Below are 22,225 nucleotides of genomic sequence, written 5' to 3'. Positions count from 1 at the left end.
CGATTGCGGGTATATACACGTATCCCATGCTGACCACCCAATGTCTCTGTACCAAACTGCGCCGCTCGGCCCGTGCCGTGACCCGCGTCTACGACGATGCCTTGAAAGGCGTCGGGCTGACGACTGCGCAGTTTTCCCTGTTGCGGCATCTGTCGCGGCTGGAGCAGCCGAGCATCTCCGACCTGGCCGAGGCCATGGGGCTGGACCGCAGCACCCTGGGGCGCAACCTCAAGCCGCTGGAAGCCGACGGCTTGGTGAGGCTGGAGGAAGGTGAGGACCTGCGCAACCGCATCGTCGCGCTGACTCCCGCAGGGTTGGAACGCATTGTCCGCGGCGGCGAAGCCTGGGACGCGGCGCAGCAGGATGTAGCGGTTCACCTGGGCGATGACAAGCGTCGGCAACTGGAAGCCCTGCTGGATGAACTGGCCGCGCTGGAGAGCTAGCGCAGGCCAGCGTGCACTGGATACGAACGATTAGAAGCGGGTATATACCCGTGTAGGAGCAAGTGATGTCGAAGCTGTCGCGTACGGGGTTCTGGATACTGCTATCCGGCGCCCTGATCCTCGCCCTGTCCCTGGGCACCCGCCACGGCTTCGGCCTGTTCCTGGCGCCGATGAGCGCCGAATTCGGCTGGGGGCGCGAGACCTTCGCCTTCGCCATCGCCCTGCAGAACCTGATCTGGGGCATCGCCCAGCCGTTCACCGGGGCCATTGCCGACCGCTTCGGCGCGATGCGCACGGTGGTGGTGGGCGGCATCCTCTATGCCATCGGCCTAGTGCTGATGGGCTATTCCGATTCGGCCTTCAGCCTGTCGATGAGCGCCGGCCTGTTGATCGGCATCGGCCTGTCGGGTACCTCGTTCTCGGTGATTCTCGGTGCGGTCGGCCGCGCGGTGCCGCTGGAGCAGCGCAGCATGGCGATGGGCATCTCGGCGGCGGCGGGCTCGTTCGGCCAGTTCGCCATGCTGCCCGGCACGCTCGGGCTGATCAGCTGGCTCGGCTGGTCTGCCGCGCTGCTCGCCCTCGGCCTGATGGTGGCGCTGATCGTGCCGCTGGCCGCGCTGATGAAGGACAAGCCGCTGCTGATGCAGGGTCACGAGCAAACCCTGGCCGAGGCGCTGCGCGAGGCGGCGGGGCATTCCGGCTTCTGGCTGCTGTCTCTGGGCTTCTTCGTTTGCGGCTTCCAGGTAGTGTTCATCGGCGTACATCTGCCGGCATACCTGGTGGACCGTCACCTGCCGGCCACCGTCGGTACCACGGTGCTGGCGCTGGTGGGGTTGTTCAACGTGTTCGGCACCTATATCGCCGGCTGGCTCGGCGGGCGAATGAGCAAGCCCAAGCTGCTCACCGGCCTGTACCTGCTGCGCGGCGTGGTGATCATCGCCTTCCTCTGGGCGCCGTTGACGGTCTGGACTGCCTACCTGTTCGGCATTGCCATGGGCCTGCTGTGGCTGTCCACGGTGCCGCTCACCAACGGCACGGTGGCCACGCTGTTCGGCGTACGCAATCTGTCGATGCTCGGCGGCATCACCTTCCTGTTCCACCAGATCGGCGCCTTCCTCGGCGGTTGGCTGGGCGGCTACGTGTATGACCACACCGGCAACTACGACCTGGTCTGGCAGATTTCCATCCTCCTCAGCCTGCTGGCCGGCCTGCTCAACTGGCCGGTGCGCGAGCGTCCTGTCGAACGCGCCGCGCTGGGGACGGCGTGAAGCGCCCAGTGGTGATCGCGCTGGTGCTGGGCCTCGGCCTGGCGCTGGCGGGCCTGGCGTGGTGGGGCTGGCAACGTGGTGGCCTCGCGCTGATGCAGTTGGGCATGGGCAGTTGCTGATGCCCGTCGTGCGGGGTAGCGTGACGGGATAATTCGAGGATCACTGCCATGCGTCTTTCCCTGCTCGCTCTCTCTCTTCTCTTGCCGCTGGCGGCCCAGGCCGCCGATTGCCCGGCGCTGCTCAAGACCCAGGGCGAACTGCCCAAACTGCGTTCCAAGGATGTGCTCGACCTGTGCAAGCTGTACGCCGGCAAGCCGCTGGTGATTGTAAATACCGCCAGCCACTGCGGCTTCACCCCGCAATTCAAGGGGCTCGAAGCCGTCTACCAGAAGTACAAGGGCCAGGGCCTGGAAGTACTCGGCGTGCCCTCCGACGATTTCAAGCAGGAAGACGCGGACGCCGCCGAGACCGCGAAGATCTGCTACGGCAACTACGGTGTGACCTTCAACATGACCTCGGTGCAGCACGTCAGCGGCGACGAGGCGATCCCGCTGTTCAAGGACCTCGCCCAGCAGGCCGACCAGGTGCCGCGCTGGAATTTCTTCAAGTACGTAGTGGACCGCCAGGGCAAGGTGGTGGCGGAGTTTTCCAGCCTGACCAAGCCGGATGACCCCGAGCTGCAGGCCGCCATCGAGAAGGCCATCGCCAGCCAGCTGTGAGGACAGCCCTCATGTAGGAGCGAGCTCGCTCGCGAACCGCTTGGCACAGGCGCTGCCGGCTGACTTGTTCGCGAGCAGGCTCGCTCCTGCAGGTGAATGTTGGCTCCGTGCCCGAATGCAGAAATTTCCTGTTACAGACCGGCTGGGTCAGTGAGACAATCCGTGCCCGGCGCCACCACCGGTGGCCGCCGATGTCATGGATTCGATTCAGGAGATTCACCCCTATGGATGGCAAAGCCCTCTTCCTCGTTGCCTTGCTCGCCCAGGCCGTCGCTGCCCCGGCGTTCGCTGCACCCGCTACGTCCAACCAGAGCGAAGCCCCCGCGGCTGCCGCTGCGCCTGCCGCCGAGTCGGACGAGGAGATGTCGCCCGAGACCTTCGTCGCCAGCCTGCATTTCCAGAAGGGCAAGGTGGTGGTGGGCGACAACCTCGCCACCTTCGACCTGCCGGATAATTTCGTCTTCCTCGACAGCAAGGATGCCGAGCGCGTGCTGGAAGCCTGGGGTAACCCGCCCAGCTCCGAGCCGCCGCTGGGCATGCTGATGCCGGCCGGCGTCTCGCCTTTCGAAGCCGCCTCCTGGGCAGTGACTGTGCAATACGAGGAGAGCGGCTACGTGTCCGACGAGGACGCGGCGAAGATCGATTACGCCGAGATGCTCAAGGACATGCAGGACGACCTCAAGCAGGCCAATCCGCAGCGCGAGCAGCAGGGTTTCGAGGCCATCCAGCTGATTGGCTGGGCCGCGCCGCCGCGTTACGACGCCGCCGAGAAGAAGCTCTACTGGGCCAAGGAGCTGCAGTTCGGCGACGCCAAGGAGCACACGCTGAACTACAACATCCGCGCGCTGGGCCGCAAAGGCGTGCTGGTTTTGAACTTCGTCGCGGGCATGGAGCAACTGCCGGAAATCGAGAAGAACGTCGGCAAGGTATTGGCGATGACCGAGTTCAACCCGGGCAACCGCTACGTCGACTTCAATCCCAGTGTCGACAAGGTTGCCGCCTACGGCCTGGGCGCGCTGATCGCCGGCAAGGTTGCTGCCAAGGTCGGGCTGTTCGCCACCCTGCTGGTACTGCTGAAGAAGCTTTGGATCGTCCCGGCCCTGGCCATCGGCTGGATCGCACGGCGATTCAAGCGCAAGCCGTCGAACGAAGGCTGATTCTCCAAGCAAGGAAAAGCCGGGCGTTGCCCGGCTTTTTCGTTTCTGCGCCACTCGTGGCGTAGGCCCTGTGGGTGCGAGGGGGCGCCATCGTTATTGCCCGCGGACCGCCCAACACCGATGTCGCCGGGTGGCTCTGTTCGGCGAGCAAGGACTGGGCGTCCCCCTCGTTCCTACGAAGCGCTGTACGCCGCAGTGAGCGGCCAATAAAAAAGCCGGGCAACGCCCGGCTTTTCTTGTGCGCTGAAGGATCAGCCTTTCTCGCCCTGAACCGCCTTGCCGTTCACGGTGCCTTCCTTGAGCATGATCTGGTACTCCTTGCCGTCGGACTCCTGTTGGTACAGGCGCACGAGGAGGAAGTCCCAATCCTTGGCAAACCAGAGGATGGTCTTGCGGTTGCTCTTGGTGGGGTCACGCACCCGCTCCACCTTGATCGCGGTGATCAGGCCGGCCTGGGTACGCACCTTCTCCTCGCCGAGAACACGGAAGTCGTAGGTATCGACGTCGGTTCCCTCGATGACCTGGTAGCTCATGGCCTTCTTGCCAACGGCCACGTCATGCTGCAGCGCGAGTTGGTAGGTGGACTTGTCCAGTTGGCCCTTGTTCAGCGGCTGGCGTACCTGGTCGCCACGGTCGCTGCCCAGCACCTGCTTCTCGGCCCAGTCGAAATCGAGCTCGGTCTGCTTGTTCTTGCCCAGGCCTTCGCGGGCCCAGCGGTAGGTCAGCGGCAGGTAGGTGTCGTTCTCGACCTTGAACGTGCTGTTCTCGGTCAGGCTGGCGAGCAGCATGGAGGCCTTGAAATTCAGCTCCCAGCGGCCGCCGTCGCCTTGCTTGAGGCTGCGGGAGGCGGTGCCGCTGATGGGCATCTGCTTCCAGTCGGCGGTGTAGCTGGCGTCGAACGGTTCCAGCTCATAAGCCTGGGCCGGCAGGGTCAGCACGGCCATCAGGAATAACAGAGCTCTACGCATCGCGAATCTCCTAGGTTCGGTACGAATGGCCGGATGCGGGCAGAAGCTCCCCATCCAGCATGGCGCCATGTTCGCCGAGCCTGACTCGGCCTTCGGCGAACCAGCGCATGGCCAGCGGATAGATCACATGTTCCTGCACGTGCACGCGCTGGGCCAGCGTTTCCGGCGTGTCGTCAGACTCTACCGGGATTGCCGCCTGTACGACCAGAGGACCACCATCAAGTTCCTCCGTGACGAAGTGTACGCTGCAGCCGTGCTCGGCATCGCCAGCCTCCAGCGCCCGCTGGTGCGTGTGCAGGCCCTTGTACTTGGGCAACAGGGACGGATGGATGTTCAGCAGGCGGCCCTGATAGTGACGCACGAAGTCGGCGCTGAGGATGCGCATGAAGCCGGCGAGCAGCACCAGGTCGGCGTCGAAGCCATCGATGGCCTGGATCAGCGCGGCATCGAAGCTTTCGCGGTCGGCGTAGGCCTTGTGGTCGAGGAAACGGGTCTCGATGCCGGCCTTACGCGCGCGCTCCAGGCCGTAAGCGTCCGCGCGGTTGGAGATCACCGCGCGGATCACTGCCGGCGTGTCGGCGCCGGCGAGACTGTCGATCAGGGCTTGCAGGTTGCTGCCGGAGCCGGAAATCAGCACCACGACATTGCAAGGTGTGGACATCAGTGGCCTTTCAGGTTGTGCAGGACCACGCGCTCGGCGTCGGCGGCACAAGCCTCGATGCGGCCGATGACCCACGGCTGCTCGCCGGCGTCACGCAGGGCCTTCAGGGAAGCATCGACCTGATCCTGGGCGACGCAGATGACCATGCCGACGCCGCAGTTCAGCACGCGGTGCATCTCGGTCTCGTCGACGTTGCCTTTTTCCTGCAGCCAGTCGAAGACCGCCGGGCGCTGCCAGCTGGCTACATCGACCACCGCCTGGGCGTTGTCCGGCAGCACGCGCGGGATGTTGTCCAGCAGGCCGCCGCCGGTAATGTGGGCCATGGCCTTGACCGCGCCGGTCTGCTTGATCAGTTGCAGCAGCGGCTTGACGTAGATGCGGGTCGGGGCCATCAGCAGGTCGGCGAGGGGCTTGCCGTTCAGCTGGGTGGATTCGATGTCGGCGCCGGAGACTTCGATGATCTTGCGGATCAGCGAGTAACCGTTGGAGTGCGGGCCGGAGGAGGGCAGGGCGATCAGGGCGTCGCCGGCAACCACTTTCGAGCCGTCGATGATTTCCGATTTTTCCACCACGCCGACGCAGAAGCCAGCCAGGTCGTAGTCTTCGCCTTCGTACATGCCCGGCATTTCGGCGGTTTCACCACCGACCAGGGAGCAGCCGGCCAGCTCGCAGCCGGCACCGATGCCGGTGACCACGGTGGCGGCCACGTCGACATTGAGTTTGCCGGTGGCGTAGTAGTCGAGGAAGAACAGTGGCTCGGCGCCGCAGACGACCAGGTCGTTCACGCACATGGCGACCAGGTCCTGGCCGATGCTGTCGTGCTTGTTCAGGTTCAGCGCCAGGCGCAGCTTGGTGCCGACGCCATCGGTGCCGGACACCAGCACGGGTTGCTTGTAGCCAGCCGGGATTTCGCACAGAGCGCCAAAGCCACCCAGGCCTCCCATCACTTCAGGACGTGCGGTGCGCTTGGCGACGCCTTTGATGCGTTCGACCAGGGCTTCGCCGGCGTCGATGTCCACACCGGCGTCCTTGTAGCTCAACGAGGGTTGCTTGCTGCTCATAAATCCAGGCCTATAGAAGGGATGATTCGTCTTGCCGCCGGGTGCGCCGTTTGCGCTTCCCGGCCTGCGCGGGAGGCGCGGGATTTTATCAGGCTTGCCCGGCAGCGGCCATCTCGCGCTGTTGCCGCTGGCCGGACGGCTGTTTAAGGTATAGGCCTTCCTTGCCGTCGCGTTTGTCGACGGTGCCTTCGTTTTCCTGCGCGAGAACCCGCCATGCGCCTGACCGCCCGCCTGTTGATCCTCTGCCTGACGCTGTTCAGCCTGCCGTCCTTCGCTGAAACGCTGGGCAACCTGTACCAGGTGCACGAACCGGTCGCCTCCCAGCAGCCGGACGAGCGCAACGCCGGCCTGACCCGCGCCCTGCAGACCCTGGTACTGCGCCTGACCGGCAATGCCAGCGCTGCGCAGAGCCCGGCCCTGGCCGGCTACTTCAAGGACCCGCAGCAACTGATCAGCCAGTACGGTTTCGAGAATGGCCCGCCCATGGCGCTGGTGGTGGACTTCGACCCGACTGCCACCGACAACGCCCTGCGCCAGGCCGGCCTGCCGGTCTGGGGCGCCAGCCGCCCGAGCGTGCTCGCCTGGTGGCTGAACGAAAGCGCCAACGGCAGCAGCCTGGTCGGCGACAGCCAGGAAGCCTCCGCCCCGCTGAACCGCGCCGCCCAGCGCCGCGGCCTGCCGCTGCGCCTGCCGATCGCCGACCTCAGCGAACAGCAGGTCGGTACTCCCGAAAATCTCAACGCCGCCCAGCCGGATGTTTTGAAGTCCGCCTCCGAACGCTACGGCGCCGATGCCCTGCTGGCGGTGGACGCCAAGGAAGCCGACGGCAAGTGGACCGCCAACTGGCGCGTGTGGATGGGCGACAGCCGCGAACAGGGCCAGGCCCAGGGCGATACCCCGGACGCGCTGGCCGATGCGGTAATGCTCGGCGTGTCCCAGCGCCTGTCGCAGCGTTTCGTCGGTTCGGCAGGTTCGGCTTCGGCCCAGGTCCTGCAGATCGAGGGCGCCGACCTGGCGCGCTACGCCGAAGTCTCGCGCCTGCTGGAGCCCATGGGCGCCAAGCTGGTGGAGGTACAGGGCAACCGTCTCGTCTACCGCGTCACCGCCAGCCCCGAGCAACTGCGTGCGCAACTGGCTCTGGCCCGCCTGCAGGAAGCCCCGGCGGAGCCGGCGCAACCGGCGGTCGACGCCAATGGCCAACCGGTGCCGAACGCGGCCGTGCCGGCGCAGAACACCCTGCGCTTCCACTGGTAATGAGCCCTGCGGAGGCGGGCAAAGTCCCGCTTCCCGGCGCCGGTGGCTCTGAGTCGCACGTGGTAGCTGCGTTATCCTTCTGATTTGGATAAACTTTCAGTCACCAAGGCCCACCCCAAGCGATTGAAGAAACGCCCGGCCCGGCATGACTCCTATGCAGCTCCCACTCAGCGTACGTCTGCGCGATGACGCAACGTTCGCCAACTACTACCCCGGTGCCAACGCCGCGGCGCTCGGCTATGTCGAGCGTCTGTGCGAGCCCGAGGCGGGGTGGACGGAAAGTCTGATCTATCTCTGGGGCGCCGAAGGCGTGGGCCGCAGTCACCTGCTGCAGGCTGCCTGCATTCGTTCCGAGCAACTGGGTGAGCCGTCCGTCTACCTGCCGATGGCGGACCTGGTGGCCTACGGTCCGGAAATCTTCGACAACCTCGAACAGCGCGAGCTGGTGTGCCTGGACGATCTCGACGCCCTGGCCGGCAAGCGCGAATGGGAAGAGGCGCTGTTCCACCTGTTCAACCGCCTGCGCGATTCCGGCCGCAAGCTGCTGCTGTCGGCCTCGGTGTCGCCGCGCGAGCTGGGGGTGAAGCTGCCGGACCTGAAATCCCGCCTGACGCTCTCGCTGATCTTCCAGTTGCACCCGCTGACCGATGACGAGAAGCTGCGCGCCCTTCAGCTGCGCGCCTCGCGCCGTGGGCTGCACCTGACCGATGAAGTGGGGCGCTTTATCCTTACCCGTGGCGCGCGCAGCATGCAGTTCCTCTTCGACCTGCTGGACGAGCTGGACAAGGCCTCGTTGCAGGCGCAGCGCAAGCTGACCATTCCCTTCCTCAAGGAAACCATGGGCTGGTAAGCCCTGGTTTCCCCGACTCCCTTATCAGGCGCTCGTCGCTTCCTGCTGCGGTTCCTGGCCTTCGCCGGCCAGCTTGCGGTCGTACTGGAAGCGCCAGCGCGTGTACATCAGCGCCGAGCAGAACAGCGACACGCTGAGGATGATCTCCGCCCAGCCGAAGATGGCGTGGTTGGGATCGAAGGCGTTGAGCACGCCGAGGATGAAGTACAGGTTGATCACGTAGCACGCCCAGGCATGGCCACGCGCATTACCGATCAGGATGCCCGGCGCTACCACCAGTAGCGGCAGCAGCTTGAAGCCCAGGAACACCCAGGGTACCCAGCGCGCGCCGCCGTGGGCGTCGGCGAACAGCAGGTCCCAGATGACGATGAGCAGGATCAGCCCGATGAAGCTGCCGAGGGCGACCGCGCGGCTGGCGGCCAGCCGGGGTTTGAGCCAGTCCATGGGCGGCAGCGGTTTGTTCTTGCGGGCCATTCAACTCTCCAGTTTGCGGGCAACTTCGGCCAGACGCTTTCCGAGCGCGCGGCACAGGGTGATCTCGTGTTCGTCCAGGCTGCGCTTGCCATCGGCGCCGGCGAAATGGCTGGCGCCGTAAGGCGTGCCGCCGCCGCGGGTTTCCAGCAGGGCGGGCTCGCTGTAGGGAATGCCGGTGACGATCATGCCGTGGTGCAGCAGTGGCAGCAGCATCGACAGCTGAGTGGTTTCCTGGCCGCCATGCAGGCTGGCGGTCGAGGTGAAGACTGCCGCCGGCTTGCCTACCAGGCCACCGGTCAGCCACAGGCTGCTGGTGCCATCGAGGAAGTACTTGAGCGGCGCGGCCATGTTGCCGAAGCGGGTCGGGCTGCCGAGGACCAGGCCGGAGCAGTCCTTCAGGTCATCCAGGGTGGCGTAGAGCGCGCCTTCTGCCGGAATGTCCGGGGCGACGGCTTCGCACTCGGTGGACACCGCCGGCACCGTGCGCACGCGCGCTTCCAGGCCGCCGGCCTCGACGCCGCGGGCAATCTGCCGGGCCATTTCGGCGGTGGCGCCGTGGCGGCTGTAGTAGAGGACGAGGACGTAAGGCGCGCTCAAGGCAGGATCTCCAGAACCTTCTCCGGCGGGCGGCCGATGACCGCCTTGTCGCCGACGATGAAGATCGGCCGCTCGATCAGCTTGGGATGGCTGGCCATCGCCTCGATCAGTCGGTCGTCGCCCAGTGCCGGGTTGGCCAGGTTCAGCTCCTTGTATTCGTCCTCGCCGGTGCGCAGCAGTTGGCGTGCGCCGATACCCAGCTTGCCGAGCAGCGCCTTGAGTTCGGCCGCGCTGGGCGGAGTTTCCAGGTAGCGGATGATCTCGGGCTGGATGGCGCGTTCCTCGAGCAGTTCGAGGGCGCCGCGGGATTTGGAGCAGCGCGGATTATGAAAAAGTGAAATCTGGCTCATGTGCCGGGACTCGCAAGGCCGATGAAGTGGCGGCTATTCTAACCGCCTCCTCGGACTGGACTGAACCGCTGTCGTTCGCCGCGATCTACGAGGACGGTTTTTTCAGTGCAGCCAAAGGACACTTCATGCACGAACGCTTGCAGGGCCTGGTCGAATTCGGCCGCTATCTGGTCCAGCGCTTCCTGGCCGACAAGGCGCCCAACAGCGCCGCGGCCCTGACCTACACCACGCTGTTCGCGGTCGTCCCGATGATGACCGTGACCTTCGCCATGCTCTCCGCCGTACCGGCCTTCGAGGGCATGGGCGAGCGCATCCAGCTGTTCGTGTTCCGCAACTTCGTGCCCTCTACCGGCGAGGCGGTGGAGGCCTACCTGCGCAACTTCACCGTGCAGGCGCGCCACCTGACCTGGCTGGGCGTGGCCTTCCTGGCGGTGACTGCGTTCACCATGCTGGTGACCATCGAGAAGGCCTTCAACGCCATCTGGCGTGTGCGTCAACCACGGCGGGGCGTAACGCGCTTCCTGCTGTACTGGGCGATCCTCAGCCTGGGCCCGTTGCTGCTGGGGACCGGTTTCGCCGTGTCCACCTACATCACTTCGCTGTCGCTGCTCTCCGGCCCCCATGCGCTGCCGGGTGCGGCGATGCTGCTGAAGTTCATGCCATTGCTGGCCAGCGTGGCGGCCTTCACCCTGATCTATGCGGCGGTGCCCAACGCGCGGGTGCCGTTCCTGCACGCCCTGGCCGGCGGGGTGTTCACCTCGATCCTGTTCGAAGCGGCGAAGTCGCTGTTCGGCTTCTATGTCAGCTTCTTCCCCGGCTACAAGCTGATCTACGGTGCCTTCGCCACGGTGCCGCTGTTCCTGCTGTGGATCTACCTGTCGTGGCTGATCGTGCTGTTTGGTGCGGAGCTGGTCTGCAACCTGTCGTCGACCCGGCTCTGGCGTCGACGCGCCATGCCACGCCTGCTGGTCATCCTCGGCGTACTGCGGGTGTTCTTCGACCGCCAGCGCCATGGCTTGCCGACGCGCCTGGCGCACCTGCATCGGGCGGGCTGGTTGCTGCCGGAAGACGAGTGGGAAGAGGTGCTGGATTTCCTGGAGGGCGAGCAACTGGTCTGCCGCGCCGGCTCGACCACCGCGGCCTGGGTGCTGTGCCGCGACCTGGGCAGCTACAGCCTGCACCACCTGCTCAACCGCAGCCCCTGGCCATTGCCGTGTCTGGAGGCCTTGCCGACGACTCTGGATGAGCCGTGGTACCCGCAGTTGCGAGAAACGCTGGCGCGCTATCAGGCTGACCGACAGGAGCTGTTCGGCGATAGCCTGGCGAAATGGTTGAAGCCGTCACATTCCGAGTGACGCAAAACGTCAGTTTGCGGCGAATCTGATTCTGTCGCGGCTTTGTACCACTTCAGGAAATGCGCCAATTCTCGCTATTTCAGAATTGGCACAGTTCTGGCTATGGAGGTAACAGGACACAGAAGTCCTTCAGAAGTTCCTCCAAGGCCAGCGAATCCATGAAAAAAGACCAGAACAACGTAGTGCACCTGCATCAGCGCGATCTGACGAGCGCTCTGGAGCGGTTGAATCGAATCACTGGTCTGCAATTCAGCCGCTGGCCTGAATCGCTCCTGCCGTCCGTCCCGCACGACAACGCCGAAAGCGTTGCGACCGAGTCGTCGGATGAAACTCCGGTGCGACAGCTGGGCTGACCCTTAGAGGCTGGTGGCTACCGGACGCGCGGCGCCCGCCTGTTGCTCTACCGCCTGCATGAAGACCTCCTCGGCAATCACCCGCGACAGAGGAACGGCCGCGCGAAGCTTGATCTGCGCATCCTCGATCCGCAGGGAGAACGGCAGTCGGGCCACACCTGAGAGCAGGATGCGACTCTGTTTATTGACCGTGCCATGGTCGATCACCACTTCCCGGCTGCGCTCCCCATCGCGGTAGTTGAGCAACAGTGTCACCGGCAGGTCCGCTACGCCGGGCAGATGTAGCCAGACCGCGACATTGAAGTCGGCCAGCCGTCCTCCATTCGCCGCATTGGCCGGCCGGGCGCTGGCGACAATATGGCTGGGAACCTTGCTGACAAGCTGGTCTGTAGGCTGCATCTGGCTGTCCTGTCGCTGGAGGCTGGCGTGCATGGCGCCAGTCGCATTCTGAAGGCCGCTGAGTTATCGGCGAGCGAGAATCGTCCCGAGAGTCAGAACGAACGTTCGAATTATAGGGAGGCAGATGCCTGGCATATCGGGCCTACTGCCGATCTTGCCTGTGACATCTCTCCCAAAATCGACAATCAGGCCAGGCGCAGCGGGTGGCGAGCTACCAGTGGCGTGCTGAGGTTGGCTGCCGGCAGGGGCAGGATGGTCTGGTTGTCGAAGCTGGCCAGCTGCAGCCAGAGGTTCTCGCCTTCGACGAATTGCCCCTGGGCGACCCAGAGCCCGTGATACCAGCCGTTGCCCGGTTCCGGTGTGCTCTGCAGCACGCCGGGGTGACGCTGCGCGTCAGGTGCGCGGCGCAGCCAGACCGGGCGGGGAAGCCCTTTGAGGTAACGCAGGCCCAGGTGCAGCCCGTCACTGTTGAGGTGTCGCCAGCGCACCACGGCCAGGGTGGGAGTGCCGCCGTTGCTGGGGATCAGCAGGAGTTGGCCGACCGGGAGCTGCCCGGCCTGCTGGCCGGAACAGAGAATGCGCGCGCCGCCCGCGCTGGCATCCATCAGCGTGGCTTCCCGGCAGGGGCTGGCTGAGCTGTCCAGCAGGTGCTGCTGGATGGCTGGGAGGCCGACTACCACGCGGCAGTTGCCGGTTTGTTCTGCACGCTCATGGCGGCGCGTCTGGTGGCCCAGCCAGTGGTGGCGGACGCGATCCAGCAGTGCGCCTTGCTCCAGTCGACGCAGCGGCGCGGGATCGTGCAGGGCGATCAGCAGGGCACCCAGTTCCAGCCGGCGCAGTTGCTCCTTCGGGGCATCGCGTGCCTGCTCTGCGGCCAGGCACGGTTGGTCAGAGCCCAGGTCGACCACGAAGCCTTCCTGTTCCTCATCGTCCCAGGGCAGCAGTCGACCCAGTGCGGCCAGCGGTGCCAGCGCGCTGAACAGTTGCGGGGCTTCCCCTTCGGTCAGGTGGAACGGATTGCTCAGGGCCAGCAGCAGGATCTGCTGGTACAGCCCGCGCAAGGTGCCTGCGGGCACCGGGTCGAAAGCGGCGGCAACCGGCTCGTCCAGGCACTCCTGATGCTCGCCGATCCAGTAGAGCAGGTGGCTGTCACGCCAGAGGCTGCCGGGCGGCTGCTGGTATTGCTGGTAATGGCGCAACAGGGCCTGGGCGAGGAAATGCTGGGCCATGTACAAGCACCAGGCCATGTGCGGCCGCGAAGGCTTGTGGCCGTGCAGGATCTGCAGCAACAGGCGCTTGAAGCCGGCGGCCAGCTCGCTGCAGAAGTGCACGAACAACGCCGGCGGCGTCTTTTCCTGGCGGATCAGCCGTTCGTAATGCCGGTATTCTTCGCTGAGGCTTTGCAGGGCGCGCTGCCTTTCCAGTAAGGTCAGCGCGCATCGGTTGAGGCGGAACAGCGTGCCCAGGGCCTTCTGCAAACCTTCCTGCAGGGGCTGCTGCCGCGATTCCTGGAGCCCGGCCGCCAGGTTGCTCATTGCCTCGGCGTCTTCTTCGAGGATGTCCGGCACCTCCAGGCGCAGGGCATCGAGCATCATGACCACCCCGCATACACGAGGATTGAAGGCATGGGAGTGCGGCTCCGTATTGTGATGGGCTTGATGGCCGGCCTGATCCTGGCCGGCTGCTCGGCGGACTATGGCACCGATCAGCATGGACAGAAAGTACCCGCTGCCGGCGTAGATGGCCAGTGGCTAGTTATCAATTACTGGGCCGAGTGGTGCGCGCCCTGTCGCAAGGAGATTCCCGAGCTGAATCACCTGGCGGAGGAGGGCAAGGCCAAGGGCTTCCGGGTGCTGGGGGTGAACTTCGATGGGCTGCGCGATGCGGACCTGGCAAAGGCTTCACAGGCACTGGGCGTGCAGTACACCGTGCTGGCCGATGACCCCGCGCCGCGGTTCAGCCTGCCGCGCAGTGAAGCCTTGCCTGTAACCTACATCGTCGACCCTGAGGGCAAGCTGCGCGAGCAGTTGCTCGGCGAGCAGACCGCCGCCGGCGTGCTGGCGCACCTTGGCGCGTTGCGCGAGGAGAAACAGTAATGGCCAGGATCTGTCTGCACGGCTACATCAGCGGCAAGGTACAGGGTGTTTATTACCGCCAGAGCACCCAGGAGCAGGCCGAGCGCCTGGAAATCGACGGCTGGGTACGCAACCTCGAAGATGGGCGCGTCGAGCTGTTGGTCGAAGGCGAGGAAGATGCGGTACGCGAGCTAGAGAAATGGTTGGCGCGCGGACCGGTGAAGGCGAAGGTGGCGGCGGTGGAGCTGCAGCCGATGACACCCCAGGGCATCACCGGCTTCATCGTTCGCCGCTAGGTGTCAGTTGCTGACGCCGGGGTCCGCTGCCAGGCGACCGGCGTCGGTCATCAGGCTGTGGAGGAACTCCTTCTGCAGCTCCGGATCGTTGCGGGTCAGCTCGATCAGGCTCTGTTCCAGTTCGCTCGCTTCCTCTTCCAGGCCCAGGTCGGAGAGGCGTTTCACCCGGTGTACCCAGTGGTGCACATCGTCACCTTCCAGGTCATCGTAAATCAGCGCGTGGGCTTCCTGCAGCTTGCCGCGCAGAGAGCGGCTGACCAGCAGGCTGGCGTCGGCGCGGGTGTCGTCGGAAGGGTCCTGGACGCTGAACTGCAGGCGGCCGATGCGGCTGACCTCGTCGTCGCTGAACGGGCCTTCCAGCAGATTCAGGCGCAGCACGCCGTGACGGTCGGTCAGCAGCTCCTGGGAGTTCTTGCCGGCGGTGACGGTCACCGGGCGCTCCGACCAGGGCAGGCTGGAGTACTCGGTGCGCTTGTCGCGCTGTTTTTCGTCGATCGAGGCCAGGTTCTGCTCGGCACGGCCGTTGGACTCGACGTTCATGAACGGATTCATGCCATCGATGCCGTAGCGGATCCAGCCGCGGGTGACGCTCTCGGGCAGGTTGCCCAGGGCGAACACGTTGACCACGTTGGCGCCGATACCGCCAACGAAGGCGACGACGCCCAGCGGCATTTCGTAGACCTTGCGCCAGCCCTGGTACGGCGTGTAGCGGTCGTAGCGGCGGGTGACCTCGAACTCGGTGACTTCGAAGGTCTTCTGTTCCTGCACGCGAATACGCCGCTGCGGCAGTTCCAGCGTGCCAGGGGTGCCCACGTCGATCTGCAGGCTGTGGTCGAGCAATTTGCGCTCGACACGCTCTTCATGCTCGCTGCGTTGCGGCAGCTGGTTGGCGCAGCCGCTCAGCAGAAGGCTGCCGCACAGGGCGGCAGCCACGAGGCTTGAGGTACTTCGGGTGGACATCGCTCTGCTCAGTTGCCGATCTTGGCCGTGATGAAAGCTTGCAGGTCGGACAGGGCGACAGGCTGCGACTCGGCGTCACGGCGACCCTTGTACTCCAGGGTGCCTTCGTCCAGGCCGCGCTCGCTGACCACGATGCGGTGCGGGATGCCGATCAGCTCCATGTCGGCGAACTTCACGCCGGGGCTGGTCTTCTTGTCGCGGTCGTCCAGCAGCACTTCGAAGCCAGCGGCGGTGAGGTCCGCGTAGAGCTTGTCAGTGGCGGCGCGCACGGCCTCGTTCTCGTACTTCATCGGCACGATGGCGATCTGGAAGGGCGCCAGGGCGGCCGGCCAGAGGATGCCGCGGTCGTCGTAGTTCTGCTCGATGGCGGCGGCGACTACGCGGGATACACCGATGCCGTAGCAGCCCATGATCAGGGTGACCGGCTTGCCGTTCTCGCCCAGTACGGCAAGCTTCATGGCTTCGCTGTACTTGGTGCCGAGCTGGAAGATGTGGCCCACTTCGATGCCGCGACGAATCACCAGCGTGCCCTTGCCGTCCGGGCTCGGGTCGCCTTCCACGACGTTACGCAGGTCGGCGACTTCCGGTACCGGCAGGTCGCGTTCCCAGTTCACGCCGAAGTAGTGCTTGTCGTCGACGTTGGCGCCGGCGGCAAAGTCGCTCATCAGGGCGACGGAGCGGTCGATGATGCAGGGCAGCGGCAGGTTCAGCGGGCCGAGGGAGCCGGGCGCGGCGCCGATGGCGGCCTTGATGTCCGCTTCGCTGGCCATCTGCAGGGGGCTGGCCACCAGCGGGTGGTTGCCGGCCTTGATCTCGTTGAGTTCGTGGTCGCCACGGACGACCAGGGCGATCAGCTTGCCTTCCTCGGCGGCGTGCACCACCAGGGTCTTGATGGTCTTCTCGATCGGCAGGCCGAACTTTTCCACCAGGGCGGCGATGGTCTTGGTCTCGGGAGTATCGACCAGGCGCAGTTCTTCGCTGGCAGCGCCACGAGCGGTCTCGCGGGGCAGGGCCTCGGCCTTCTCGATGTTGGCGGCGTAGTCGGTGGACTCGCCGAAGACGATATCGTCTTCACCGGATCCGGCCAGCACGTGGAATTCGTGGGAACCACTACCGCCGATGGAGCCGTTGTCCGCCTGCACGGCACGGAAATCCAGGCCGAGGCGGGTGAAGATCTTGCTGTACGCGCCGTACATGACGTCGTAGGTCGCCTGCAGCGAGTCCTGGCTGGCGTGGAAGGAGTAGGCATCCTTCATGATGAACTCGCGGCCACGCATCAGGCCGAAGCGCGGACGGATCTCGTCACGGAACTTGGTCTGGATCTGGTACATGTTGATCGGCAGCTGCTTGTAGCTGTTCAGCTCATTGCGTGCCAGATCGGTAATCACTTCCTCGTGCGTCGGGCCGACGCAGAAGTCGCGGTCATGACGATCCTTCAGGCGCAGCAGCTCGGGGCCGTACTGCTGCCAGCGACCGGATTCCTGCCACAGTTCGGCGGGCTGGATGGCCGGCATCAGCACCTCCAGGGCGCCGGCGGCGTTCATTTCTTCGCGAACGATGGTCTCCACCTTGCGCAGCACCCGCAGACCCATTGGCAGCCAGGTGTACAGACCGGACGCCAGCTTGCGGATCATGCCGGCGCGCAGCATCAGCTGATGGCTGATCACGACCGCATCGGAAGGGGTTTCTTTCAGGGTGGACAGCAGGTACTGACTGGTACGCATCTTTGGCCGTTTTGTCGGTTGCGAAGGGGAATATAGGCTGGGCATTGTACGGTGCAGGTCTGGCTGCGTACAGGGCGCGGCGGACGGAGAGGGAGGAGTGGCGTGAGTCGTTTAACTGCGGCGCAGGTACAGGCGTTCATTCGCGCGGGATTGCCCATGGCGGACGACATGGATCTGCGCATCGATGCACTGGAAGGACGCAGCGCCTTCGTGCGGGTTCCGTTCCACGGGCGGATGGTGCGTCCGGGGGGTACGGTCTCCGGGCCGACCATCATGTCGCTGGCGGACGCGGCGATGTACGCGGTGATTCTGGCGCAACTGGATAACGTCGAGATGGCTGTTACTTCCAACCTCAATATCAACTTTCTCAGCAAGCCGAAGCCGGAAGATCTGTTGGCGGAAGCCAAGATATTGAAACTCGGTCGGCGGCAGGTGGTTTGCGAAGTAGCTGTCTACTCGGTCAGCAATCCCGAGGAGTTGGTTGCCCATGTAACCGGGACCTATGTTTTACCGATGTAACAGATACGTTCGAAGTTGTAGGTAAGTTGCAATAAAAAAGCCCGGCGCAAGCCGGGCTTTTTAGTTACCTACAGTGCGCTCTGGATTACAGAACGGACAGCGGGTAGTCGACGATCAGGCGGAACTCGTCGGCGTCGCCATCCAGTTGAGTGGAGTTGGCGCGGTGCCAGGCTTGGCGGATGCGGAAGGACAGATCCTTCGCCGGGCCTTCCTGGATCACATATTTGGCTTCGACGTTGGTTTCGTGGTGCTTGTCGTCGTCACCGTAGAGGCCTGCGTAGCTGTACTGGCCGTTGGTCGGTGCGTGGCTACCGTCGATGTCGGTACCCTTGATGTAGCGAGCCATGAAGGTCAGGCCCGGCACACCGTACTCGGCCATGTTCAGGTCGTAGCGAGCCTGCCAGGATTTCTCGCCCGGGCCGTTGAAGTCGGAGTATTGCACGGAGTTGGCGAGGAAGATGGAGTCGCCGCCCTTGTTGCCGTTGCGATCGCCTTCCTGGCCACCTACACCGAGGTAGTCGAACGGAGTGTCACCGTTCACTTTCTGGAAGGCCAGGGTGAAGGTGTGGGCGCTCAGGGTGTAAGCGGCAGCCAGGGAGAAGGTGTTGTTGTTGATGTCGCCGGCGAGCGACTTACCTTCGTCCTGGGTGTTGTAGTAGTTGAAGTCCAGGCCCAGGGATTGATTCTCGGCAACCGCCAGGGTGTAGTTCAGGTTGACGTAGTACTGGTTCCAGATGTCTTCCAGCTTGGAGCCGTACAGCGAAGCGCTGAAGCTATCGTTGAATGCGTACTTGCCGCCGATGAAGTCTGCGGACTTGGCCGGAGCTCCAGCGTAGGTGGCGTAGAGCTCGCCATCACGGGCGGTGGTGGTCTGGCTGGTGGACGAGTAGAAGTGACCGGCTTCAACGTCGAGGCCTTCGATCTCGCTGCTCATCAGGCTGAGGCCGCTGGCGGTCTGCGGAACCAGGCGGGTGCCGCCTACGGCGAACACCGGGTTGGCAGGCTGCATGTCGCCGGCCTTCAGCTCGGTCTTGGAGACGCGAACCTTGATGGCTGCGCCAGCTTTGCCGTAATCGTCGGCAGGACGGCCGTCATTTTCGACGGGCAGGTTACCGGTGCCCGTAGTGCCGCGACCGCCATCCAGCTTGATGCCGAGGTAGCCGAAGGCATCAACGCCGAAACCAACGGTGCCTTGGGTAAAGCCGGAGTTGTAGGTTGCCCAGAAGCCTTGAGTCCAGTCTTTGGAGTCGTGGGAACCATTGAAGTTGTTGCGATTGAAGTAGTAGTTGCGAACCAGGAAGTTCAGGCTGCTGTCTTCGACAAAGCCTTTAGCGTCAGCCTGATTACCTACGAAGGGTTCGGCCATTGCCAGTTGTGTGCTGCCTGCAGAAACCGCCAGGGCGATGGCGCTCCACTTCATCACTTTCATTGTGATTGCTCCTTTGGTTTTGAAATTATCTGCCATCACAGTGCCGCGGTGACGGCTCATTCTTTTTGTCGGCGCTAACTTATAGCACGCGTGTTCAGTTGGCGATAGTTGCCCAAATAAACACACGGAAACGTTACGGGACTGTCGCAAAGCTGCATGACACATGTCGCATTCAAGCAGTTTCGATGTTGCAAAAAGAGGTTGTCCCCCTCATTGCTCCAATGTTGCTTCAGTCTTGTGGTTTTACTCTCCCTCAACCACTTCATGCTTTCTCACGCTTCCGCGCCCACTTTCTGAAAGGGGTGGCCGTCGGAGCGATGTCCTTGCCTCTAGCAACAACCGTGCACAAATGCCCGGAGCCGCTTTCACAGTGCGCGTCTTGCGACGTGTTGGCGCCATTTCACGGCTTCTGTTGGGGATTTGCAACATGGAAGCGCGCCGATGTCGTTTTCCGACATCCCGCAGATCCCGCTGTTTAAACGATTTTTCAGCGCTGATGGCCGGGATTGCCGTGTGGTTTCCTGCACGCGCCTGTTGTCGGGATATGCCAATTCGCGTCATGCCCGATACTGGGGCAAGGCCTTGGGCGGCTTGCTCCGGGATGGGGCTGCGCCTGAGCATGTTCGCCGCAACGGCTCTCTAGTATTCTTCGCGCCCTTCGGCTCCTTCGCGGAGCTAGGCTAAAACAAGGCTCGTCGAGCAGGAGAAGTCTTATGTTCGCCCTGGATTCCCGTCTCCAGCAGGACACCGTTGCACTGGGGGATTTCCCACTGAGCAGCCTGCTGCTGATGAATGACTCACAGTACCCCTGGTTCATCCTGGTGCCGCGCCGCGAGGATGTGAGCGAAATCTTCCAGCTGGACGTCGCTGACCAGCAACAGCTGTGGCGCGAGGCGACCCAACTGGCTGAAGTGCTCAAGGACACTTTCGATGCCGACAAGATGAACGTCGCCAACCTGGGCAACGTCGTCAGTCAGCTGCACGTGCACGTCATCGTGCGCAAGGCGAGCGATGCCGCCTGGCCGGGCCCGGTTTGGGGCAAGCACGCGGCTGTGCCTTATAAAGAAGAAGAGCTGGCTCGCCTACGCGAGAAATTGCGCATGGTGCTGGGCGACGGTTTTCGCTTCAGCCAGGAGTAAGTGATGGATCTGGAAAAACGGATGGCCGATCTGGAGAGCCGACTGGCCTTCCAGGATGACGCGCTACAGACAATGAGCGATGTGGTCTATGAGCAGGAGCGGGTGATCGAGCGCCTGCGCCTGCAGATGCAGGCATTGCTCAAGCGCCTGGAAGACCTGCAGGGGCAGGTGGGTGTCTCGGACGACGAGGCGCCTCCTCCCCATTATTGAGCAGCAAGCGCCCGGTTTCCCAACACCACCTTGCTGAGCGCAAAGTCATCTCCCGGCAACTGTTGCGCATTCCTGAGCTGTGACAATCGGGCGCACAGGCAACTGCTGCTTGTGCGCAATGTCTCCCAGAAAATGGGAAACAGCCTACATTTCATCGGGATAATGGCCTAAGGGCATCATGTATCAAATATGATCCAATCCGTCTTTTGGGATGGACTGGCCGCTCGGCCGGAAGACGGGGATCGTAAGGATGCGTGTTCTCTACCGTGGCTGGATGCCGGTCCTGGCATTCTGCTGTGCTTCGGCAAGCTTTGCTGCACCACTGCCCACACCGGGTGACAACGACCTCCAGCGTCAGCGCCAGGAACAACTCCTGCGTGAGCAGCAGAAGCGCCTGGAGGAGCTCCAGCAGCTCCCTGGCAAGGCGCCCAGCGAGGCGCCGCCGACTACGGCGCCGGATACCCGCTGCTTCACCATTCGCAGCATCACCCTGGAAGGCGCCGAGCACCTCGATGCGCGTTCGCGTGAAGCGCTGCTGGCGCCTTATCGCGACCAATGCCTGGGGGTCAACCAGCTCAACGAGTTGCTCAAGGGCATCACCGACCATTACCTCTCCCGAGGTTTCGTTACGACCCGCGCCTACCTGCCGCAGCAGGACCTTTCCAGTGGCGAGCTGAAGGTCATCGTGGTCGAAGGGCGCTTCGAAGGTTTCGACCAGTCGGAGCTGGCCAGTGATCGCGAACTGGCCATGACCTTTCCCGGTGCCACCGGTGACGTCTTGAATCTGCGCGAGCTGGAGCAACTGGTCGACCAGATCAACCGCCTGCCCTCACGCCAGGCACAGATGGAACTGGTGCCAGGCCAGGAAGTGGGCGGCAGCCGGGTGCAGCTCAAGGGTGAGCGCAGCAAGCCCTGGCGCGTCTCCGCCAGCCGCGATAACAACGGCGATGCGACCTCCGGCGAGCAGCAGGCCGGTGTCGGCCTGGACTGGGATAGCCCGCTGGGCCTGGCCGACCAGTTCGGCCTGCGTTATGGCGAGGACGTGGTCAGCGACCACTGGAAGCACTCCGACAACCAGAGCCTGTGGTACAGCGTTCCCTATGGATGGTGGACCTTCAACTACAGCTACAGCCGCAACTACTACCGCACCCGCAACGAAGACGCCGGCTTCGCCTTCAAGTACGACGGCGACAACGAGACCCACCAGCTCGGCGCCGAGCGCGTGTTGTATCGCGACGATGTGAGCAAGACCGGGGTGAACTTCGGACTCAGCCACCAGCGCACCCGCAACTACATCGACGACACTCTGCTGGATGTCTCCAGCACCCACCTCAGTGAGTTTCGCTTTGGCCTCAACCATGGCCGGCGCATCGGCAGCGCCTTCGTCAACGCCGATATCGGCTGGCAGCGCGGCATCGGCGCCTTCGGCGCACAGGACGACGATCATGCTGCGCCTCATGGCAGCCCCACCGCCCGCTACAACAAATACAGCCTGACCCTGAGCTACCTGCAGCCGTTCACGCTGTGGGACCAAGCCTTCAGTTTCGAAAGCCTCGCCACCGGCCAACACAGCGAGGATGTGCTCTATAGCCCACAGCGCATCAGCCTGGGCGGCCTCAGCTCGATCCGTGGCTTCAAGGACCAGACCCTCTCCGGCGACTCCGGCTACTACTGGCGCAACCAGTTGCGCTGGCGCCGCGCCGTGACCTGGGAGCCGTTGCTGCCTTGGGTGCAGGAGTACGGCGTCGCCTACGCCTATGACGTCGGCGCCATCGAGCACGGCCGCTATAACCAGGGCCTCTCCGGTCGCATGAGTGGCCACGGCGTGGAATTCAGCGCGCGCGGGCAGTACGTCGCCGCCTCCGTCACCCTGGCACGCTCGCTGGAGCGCCCCGATCTCATCGAGCGACGCGAACACCCGGTTTATTTCCGCGTCGATCTCTTCTTCTGAACCGCTTCGCTCT

The 22,225-nt window shown here is 64.0% G+C and carries 27 protein-coding genes; 16 read left to right on the top strand and 11 right to left on the bottom strand.

What is annotated here, in order from left to right; all coding sequences use genetic code 11:
- The first annotated feature begins 26 nt into the window (after positions 1-26).
- The 5 genes from LDJ84_RS23040 to LDJ84_RS23025 all read left to right on the top strand — a co-directional run bounded on the left by LDJ84_RS23040 (position 27) and on the right by LDJ84_RS23025 (position 3,587).
- Positions 27-443, top strand: a complete 417-nt coding sequence (locus tag LDJ84_RS23040) for a MarR family winged helix-turn-helix transcriptional regulator (protein WP_226045468.1) — start codon at positions 27-29, stop codon at positions 441-443.
- A gap of 74 nt (positions 444-517) precedes the next feature.
- A complete protein-coding gene (locus LDJ84_RS23035) occupies positions 518-1,711 on the top strand; it encodes an MFS transporter (RefSeq protein ID WP_226046614.1) in 1,194 nt (397 codons plus the stop codon).
- Complete coding sequence (locus tag LDJ84_RS30745; protein WP_255302887.1) at positions 1,708-1,830, top strand: hypothetical protein; 123 nt, start codon at positions 1,708-1,710, stop codon at positions 1,828-1,830. The genes LDJ84_RS23035 and LDJ84_RS30745 overlap by 4 nt, the downstream gene beginning before the upstream one ends.
- A gap of 48 nt (positions 1,831-1,878) precedes the next feature.
- Positions 1,879-2,430: a glutathione peroxidase gene (locus tag LDJ84_RS23030; protein WP_065085790.1), complete on the top strand. Its 552-nt coding sequence runs from the start codon at positions 1,879-1,881 to the stop codon at positions 2,428-2,430.
- 224 nt (positions 2,431-2,654) lie between these two features.
- Positions 2,655-3,587, top strand: a complete 933-nt coding sequence (locus tag LDJ84_RS23025) for a DUF2167 domain-containing protein (RefSeq protein WP_038803295.1) — start codon at positions 2,655-2,657, stop codon at positions 3,585-3,587.
- A gap of 251 nt (positions 3,588-3,838) precedes the next feature.
- Here the strand turns inward: LDJ84_RS23025 and LDJ84_RS23020 are convergent, their stop codons facing one another.
- Genes LDJ84_RS23020 through purM form a run of 3 tightly spaced genes read right to left on the bottom strand, consistent with a single transcriptional unit; the run spans position 3,839 to position 6,277 of the window.
- A complete protein-coding gene (locus LDJ84_RS23020) occupies positions 3,839-4,555 on the bottom strand; it encodes a DUF3108 domain-containing protein (RefSeq protein WP_024764562.1) in 717 nt (238 codons plus the stop codon).
- 10 nt (positions 4,556-4,565) lie between these two features.
- Positions 4,566-5,216 (bottom strand): phosphoribosylglycinamide formyltransferase, encoded by a 651-nt coding sequence (purN, locus tag LDJ84_RS23015; protein ID WP_024764561.1) that lies wholly within the window; start codon positions 5,214-5,216, stop codon positions 4,566-4,568.
- Positions 5,216-6,277 (bottom strand): phosphoribosylformylglycinamidine cyclo-ligase, encoded by a 1,062-nt coding sequence (purM, locus tag LDJ84_RS23010; protein ID WP_084357534.1) that lies wholly within the window; start codon positions 6,275-6,277, stop codon positions 5,216-5,218. Before purM ends, purN begins: the two co-directional genes overlap by 1 nt.
- 213 nt (positions 6,278-6,490) lie before the next feature.
- On the opposite strand from purM, the gene LDJ84_RS23005 reads away from it, so the two are divergent.
- Positions 6,491-7,531, top strand: a complete 1,041-nt coding sequence (locus LDJ84_RS23005) for a DUF2066 domain-containing protein (protein WP_226045467.1) — start codon at positions 6,491-6,493, stop codon at positions 7,529-7,531.
- Between the two features lie 145 nt (positions 7,532-7,676).
- Complete coding sequence (gene hda, locus LDJ84_RS23000) at positions 7,677-8,381, top strand: DnaA regulatory inactivator Hda (protein ID WP_024764559.1); 705 nt, start codon at positions 7,677-7,679, stop codon at positions 8,379-8,381.
- Between the two features lie 24 nt (positions 8,382-8,405).
- On the opposite strand, the gene LDJ84_RS22995 is transcribed toward hda, so the two are convergent.
- The 3 genes from LDJ84_RS22995 to arsC are packed head-to-tail and all read right to left on the bottom strand — an operon-like array spanning position 8,406 to position 9,802.
- Positions 8,406-8,855, bottom strand: a complete 450-nt coding sequence (locus tag LDJ84_RS22995; RefSeq protein WP_226045466.1) for a DUF2069 domain-containing protein — start codon at positions 8,853-8,855, stop codon at positions 8,406-8,408.
- Positions 8,856-9,452 (bottom strand): NAD(P)H:quinone oxidoreductase, encoded by a 597-nt coding sequence (gene wrbA, locus LDJ84_RS22990; protein ID WP_024764557.1) that lies wholly within the window; start codon positions 9,450-9,452, stop codon positions 8,856-8,858. It lies immediately after the preceding gene.
- A complete protein-coding gene (gene arsC, locus LDJ84_RS22985) occupies positions 9,449-9,802 on the bottom strand; it encodes an arsenate reductase (glutaredoxin) (RefSeq protein ID WP_226045465.1) in 354 nt (117 codons plus the stop codon). The genes wrbA and arsC overlap by 4 nt, the downstream gene beginning before the upstream one ends.
- A gap of 125 nt (positions 9,803-9,927) precedes the next feature.
- Between arsC and LDJ84_RS22980 the strand changes: the two genes are divergently transcribed.
- Together LDJ84_RS22980 and LDJ84_RS22975 are read left to right on the top strand one after the other, a co-directional pair.
- Positions 9,928-11,157 carry a YihY family inner membrane protein gene (locus LDJ84_RS22980; RefSeq protein WP_024764555.1) on the top strand — a complete coding sequence of 410 codons (1,230 nt, stop codon included), beginning with the start codon at positions 9,928-9,930 and terminating at the stop codon, positions 11,155-11,157.
- A 158-nt stretch (positions 11,158-11,315) separates the two neighbouring features.
- Positions 11,316-11,510: a hypothetical protein gene (locus LDJ84_RS22975; protein ID WP_084357532.1), complete on the top strand. Its 195-nt coding sequence runs from the start codon at positions 11,316-11,318 to the stop codon at positions 11,508-11,510.
- Between the two features lie 3 nt (positions 11,511-11,513).
- Here the strand turns inward: LDJ84_RS22975 and LDJ84_RS22970 are convergent, their stop codons facing one another.
- Both LDJ84_RS22970 and LDJ84_RS22965 read right to left on the bottom strand, forming a co-directional pair.
- Positions 11,514-11,909, bottom strand: a complete 396-nt coding sequence (locus LDJ84_RS22970) for a hypothetical protein (protein WP_037013718.1) — start codon at positions 11,907-11,909, stop codon at positions 11,514-11,516.
- 185 nt (positions 11,910-12,094) lie between these two features.
- The gene (locus LDJ84_RS22965) at positions 12,095-13,504 is read right to left on the bottom strand and encodes a PilZ domain-containing protein (protein ID WP_024764553.1); all 1,410 of its coding nucleotides are present in this window, start codon (positions 13,502-13,504) and stop codon (positions 12,095-12,097) included.
- A 30-nt stretch (positions 13,505-13,534) separates the two neighbouring features.
- Between LDJ84_RS22965 and LDJ84_RS22960 the strand changes: the two genes are divergently transcribed.
- Both LDJ84_RS22960 and LDJ84_RS22955 read left to right on the top strand, forming a co-directional pair.
- On the top strand, positions 13,535-14,005 hold the full coding sequence (locus LDJ84_RS22960; RefSeq protein ID WP_226045464.1) for a TlpA disulfide reductase family protein: 471 nt from the start codon (positions 13,535-13,537) through the stop codon (positions 14,003-14,005).
- Positions 14,005-14,280 (top strand): acylphosphatase, encoded by a 276-nt coding sequence (locus LDJ84_RS22955; protein ID WP_024764551.1) that lies wholly within the window; start codon positions 14,005-14,007, stop codon positions 14,278-14,280. The genes LDJ84_RS22960 and LDJ84_RS22955 overlap by 1 nt, the downstream gene beginning before the upstream one ends.
- A gap of 3 nt (positions 14,281-14,283) precedes the next feature.
- On the opposite strand, the gene LDJ84_RS22950 is transcribed toward LDJ84_RS22955, so the two are convergent.
- Together LDJ84_RS22950 and LDJ84_RS22945 are read right to left on the bottom strand one after the other, a co-directional pair.
- Positions 14,284-15,240 carry a hypothetical protein gene (locus LDJ84_RS22950; RefSeq protein WP_024764550.1) on the bottom strand — a complete coding sequence of 319 codons (957 nt, stop codon included), beginning with the start codon at positions 15,238-15,240 and terminating at the stop codon, positions 14,284-14,286.
- Positions 15,241-15,248: 8 nt separating this feature from the next.
- Positions 15,249-16,964 carry a proline--tRNA ligase gene (locus LDJ84_RS22945; RefSeq protein WP_024764549.1) on the bottom strand — a complete coding sequence of 572 codons (1,716 nt, stop codon included), beginning with the start codon at positions 16,962-16,964 and terminating at the stop codon, positions 15,249-15,251.
- Between the two features lie 156 nt (positions 16,965-17,120).
- Here LDJ84_RS22945 and LDJ84_RS22940 point away from each other — a divergent pair, with 156 nt between their 5' ends.
- Positions 17,121-17,483, top strand: coding sequence for a PaaI family thioesterase (locus LDJ84_RS22940; protein ID WP_089285724.1), 363 nt, complete (start codon positions 17,121-17,123; stop codon positions 17,481-17,483).
- A gap of 85 nt (positions 17,484-17,568) precedes the next feature.
- Here the strand turns inward: LDJ84_RS22940 and LDJ84_RS22935 are convergent, their stop codons facing one another.
- Positions 17,569-18,912, bottom strand: a complete 1,344-nt coding sequence (locus LDJ84_RS22935; protein ID WP_196912296.1) for an OprD family porin — start codon at positions 18,910-18,912, stop codon at positions 17,569-17,571.
- 441 nt (positions 18,913-19,353) lie between these two features.
- On the opposite strand from LDJ84_RS22935, the gene LDJ84_RS22930 reads away from it, so the two are divergent.
- From LDJ84_RS22930 to LDJ84_RS22915, 4 genes are all read left to right on the top strand, one after another.
- Positions 19,354-19,596, top strand: coding sequence for a hypothetical protein (locus LDJ84_RS22930; RefSeq protein WP_024763351.1), 243 nt, complete (start codon positions 19,354-19,356; stop codon positions 19,594-19,596).
- 29 nt (positions 19,597-19,625) lie between these two features.
- Complete coding sequence (locus LDJ84_RS22925) at positions 19,626-20,051, top strand: HIT family protein (protein WP_024763352.1); 426 nt, start codon at positions 19,626-19,628, stop codon at positions 20,049-20,051.
- Positions 20,052-20,054: 3 nt separating this feature from the next.
- Positions 20,055-20,261, top strand: coding sequence for a SlyX family protein (locus LDJ84_RS22920; RefSeq protein WP_024763353.1), 207 nt, complete (start codon positions 20,055-20,057; stop codon positions 20,259-20,261).
- A gap of 250 nt (positions 20,262-20,511) precedes the next feature.
- Positions 20,512-22,212, top strand: a complete 1,701-nt coding sequence (locus tag LDJ84_RS22915; RefSeq protein ID WP_226045463.1) for a ShlB/FhaC/HecB family hemolysin secretion/activation protein — start codon at positions 20,512-20,514, stop codon at positions 22,210-22,212.
- Positions 22,213-22,225: the final 13 nt, after the last annotated feature.

Origin of the sequence: Pseudomonas sp. HS-18, from assembly GCF_020401845.1 — a bacterium.
Classification (GTDB): Bacteria; Pseudomonadota; Gammaproteobacteria; order Pseudomonadales; family Pseudomonadaceae; genus Pseudomonas; species Pseudomonas nitroreducens.
The sequence above is the reverse complement of the archived record's forward strand: the minus strand, read 5'-3'. Positions and strand labels throughout refer to the sequence as shown.

Coding starts and splice junctions, on each gene's coding strand:
- LDJ84_RS23040 (WP_226045468.1), top strand. CDS start 27: ATGCTGACCACCCAATGTCTCTGTACCAAACTGCGCCGCTCGGCCCGT.
- LDJ84_RS23030 (WP_065085790.1), top strand. CDS start 1,879: ATGCGTCTTTCCCTGCTCGCTCTCTCTCTTCTCTTGCCGCTGGCGGCC.
- LDJ84_RS23025 (WP_038803295.1), top strand. CDS start 2,655: ATGGATGGCAAAGCCCTCTTCCTCGTTGCCTTGCTCGCCCAGGCCGTC.
- LDJ84_RS23020 (WP_024764562.1), bottom strand. CDS start 4,555: ATGCGTAGAGCTCTGTTATTCCTGATGGCCGTGCTGACCCTGCCGGCC.
- purN (WP_024764561.1), bottom strand. CDS start 5,216: ATGTCCACACCTTGCAATGTCGTGGTGCTGATTTCCGGCTCCGGCAGC.
- purM (WP_084357534.1), bottom strand. CDS start 6,277: ATGAGCAGCAAGCAACCCTCGTTGAGCTACAAGGACGCCGGTGTGGAC.
- LDJ84_RS23005 (WP_226045467.1), top strand. CDS start 6,491: ATGCGCCTGACCGCCCGCCTGTTGATCCTCTGCCTGACGCTGTTCAGC.
- hda (WP_024764559.1), top strand. CDS start 7,677: ATGACTCCTATGCAGCTCCCACTCAGCGTACGTCTGCGCGATGACGCA.
- LDJ84_RS22995 (WP_226045466.1), bottom strand. CDS start 8,855: ATGGCCCGCAAGAACAAACCGCTGCCGCCCATGGACTGGCTCAAACCC.
- arsC (WP_226045465.1), bottom strand. CDS start 9,802: ATGAGCCAGATTTCACTTTTTCATAATCCGCGCTGCTCCAAATCCCGC.
- LDJ84_RS22980 (WP_024764555.1), top strand. CDS start 9,928: ATGCACGAACGCTTGCAGGGCCTGGTCGAATTCGGCCGCTATCTGGTC.
- LDJ84_RS22975 (WP_084357532.1), top strand. CDS start 11,316: ATGAAAAAAGACCAGAACAACGTAGTGCACCTGCATCAGCGCGATCTG.
- LDJ84_RS22970 (WP_037013718.1), bottom strand. CDS start 11,909: ATGCAGCCTACAGACCAGCTTGTCAGCAAGGTTCCCAGCCATATTGTC.
- LDJ84_RS22965 (WP_024764553.1), bottom strand. CDS start 13,504: ATGATGCTCGATGCCCTGCGCCTGGAGGTGCCGGACATCCTCGAAGAA.
- LDJ84_RS22960 (WP_226045464.1), top strand. CDS start 13,535: ATGGGAGTGCGGCTCCGTATTGTGATGGGCTTGATGGCCGGCCTGATC.
- LDJ84_RS22955 (WP_024764551.1), top strand. CDS start 14,005: ATGGCCAGGATCTGTCTGCACGGCTACATCAGCGGCAAGGTACAGGGT.
- LDJ84_RS22950 (WP_024764550.1), bottom strand. CDS start 15,240: ATGTCCACCCGAAGTACCTCAAGCCTCGTGGCTGCCGCCCTGTGCGGC.
- LDJ84_RS22945 (WP_024764549.1), bottom strand. CDS start 16,964: ATGCGTACCAGTCAGTACCTGCTGTCCACCCTGAAAGAAACCCCTTCC.
- LDJ84_RS22940 (WP_089285724.1), top strand. CDS start 17,121: ATGGCGGACGACATGGATCTGCGCATCGATGCACTGGAAGGACGCAGC.
- LDJ84_RS22935 (WP_196912296.1), bottom strand. CDS start 18,912: ATGAAAGTGATGAAGTGGAGCGCCATCGCCCTGGCGGTTTCTGCAGGC.
- LDJ84_RS22930 (WP_024763351.1), top strand. CDS start 19,354: ATGTCGTTTTCCGACATCCCGCAGATCCCGCTGTTTAAACGATTTTTC.
- LDJ84_RS22925 (WP_024763352.1), top strand. CDS start 19,626: ATGTTCGCCCTGGATTCCCGTCTCCAGCAGGACACCGTTGCACTGGGG.
- LDJ84_RS22920 (WP_024763353.1), top strand. CDS start 20,055: ATGGATCTGGAAAAACGGATGGCCGATCTGGAGAGCCGACTGGCCTTC.
- LDJ84_RS22915 (WP_226045463.1), top strand. CDS start 20,512: ATGCGTGTTCTCTACCGTGGCTGGATGCCGGTCCTGGCATTCTGCTGT.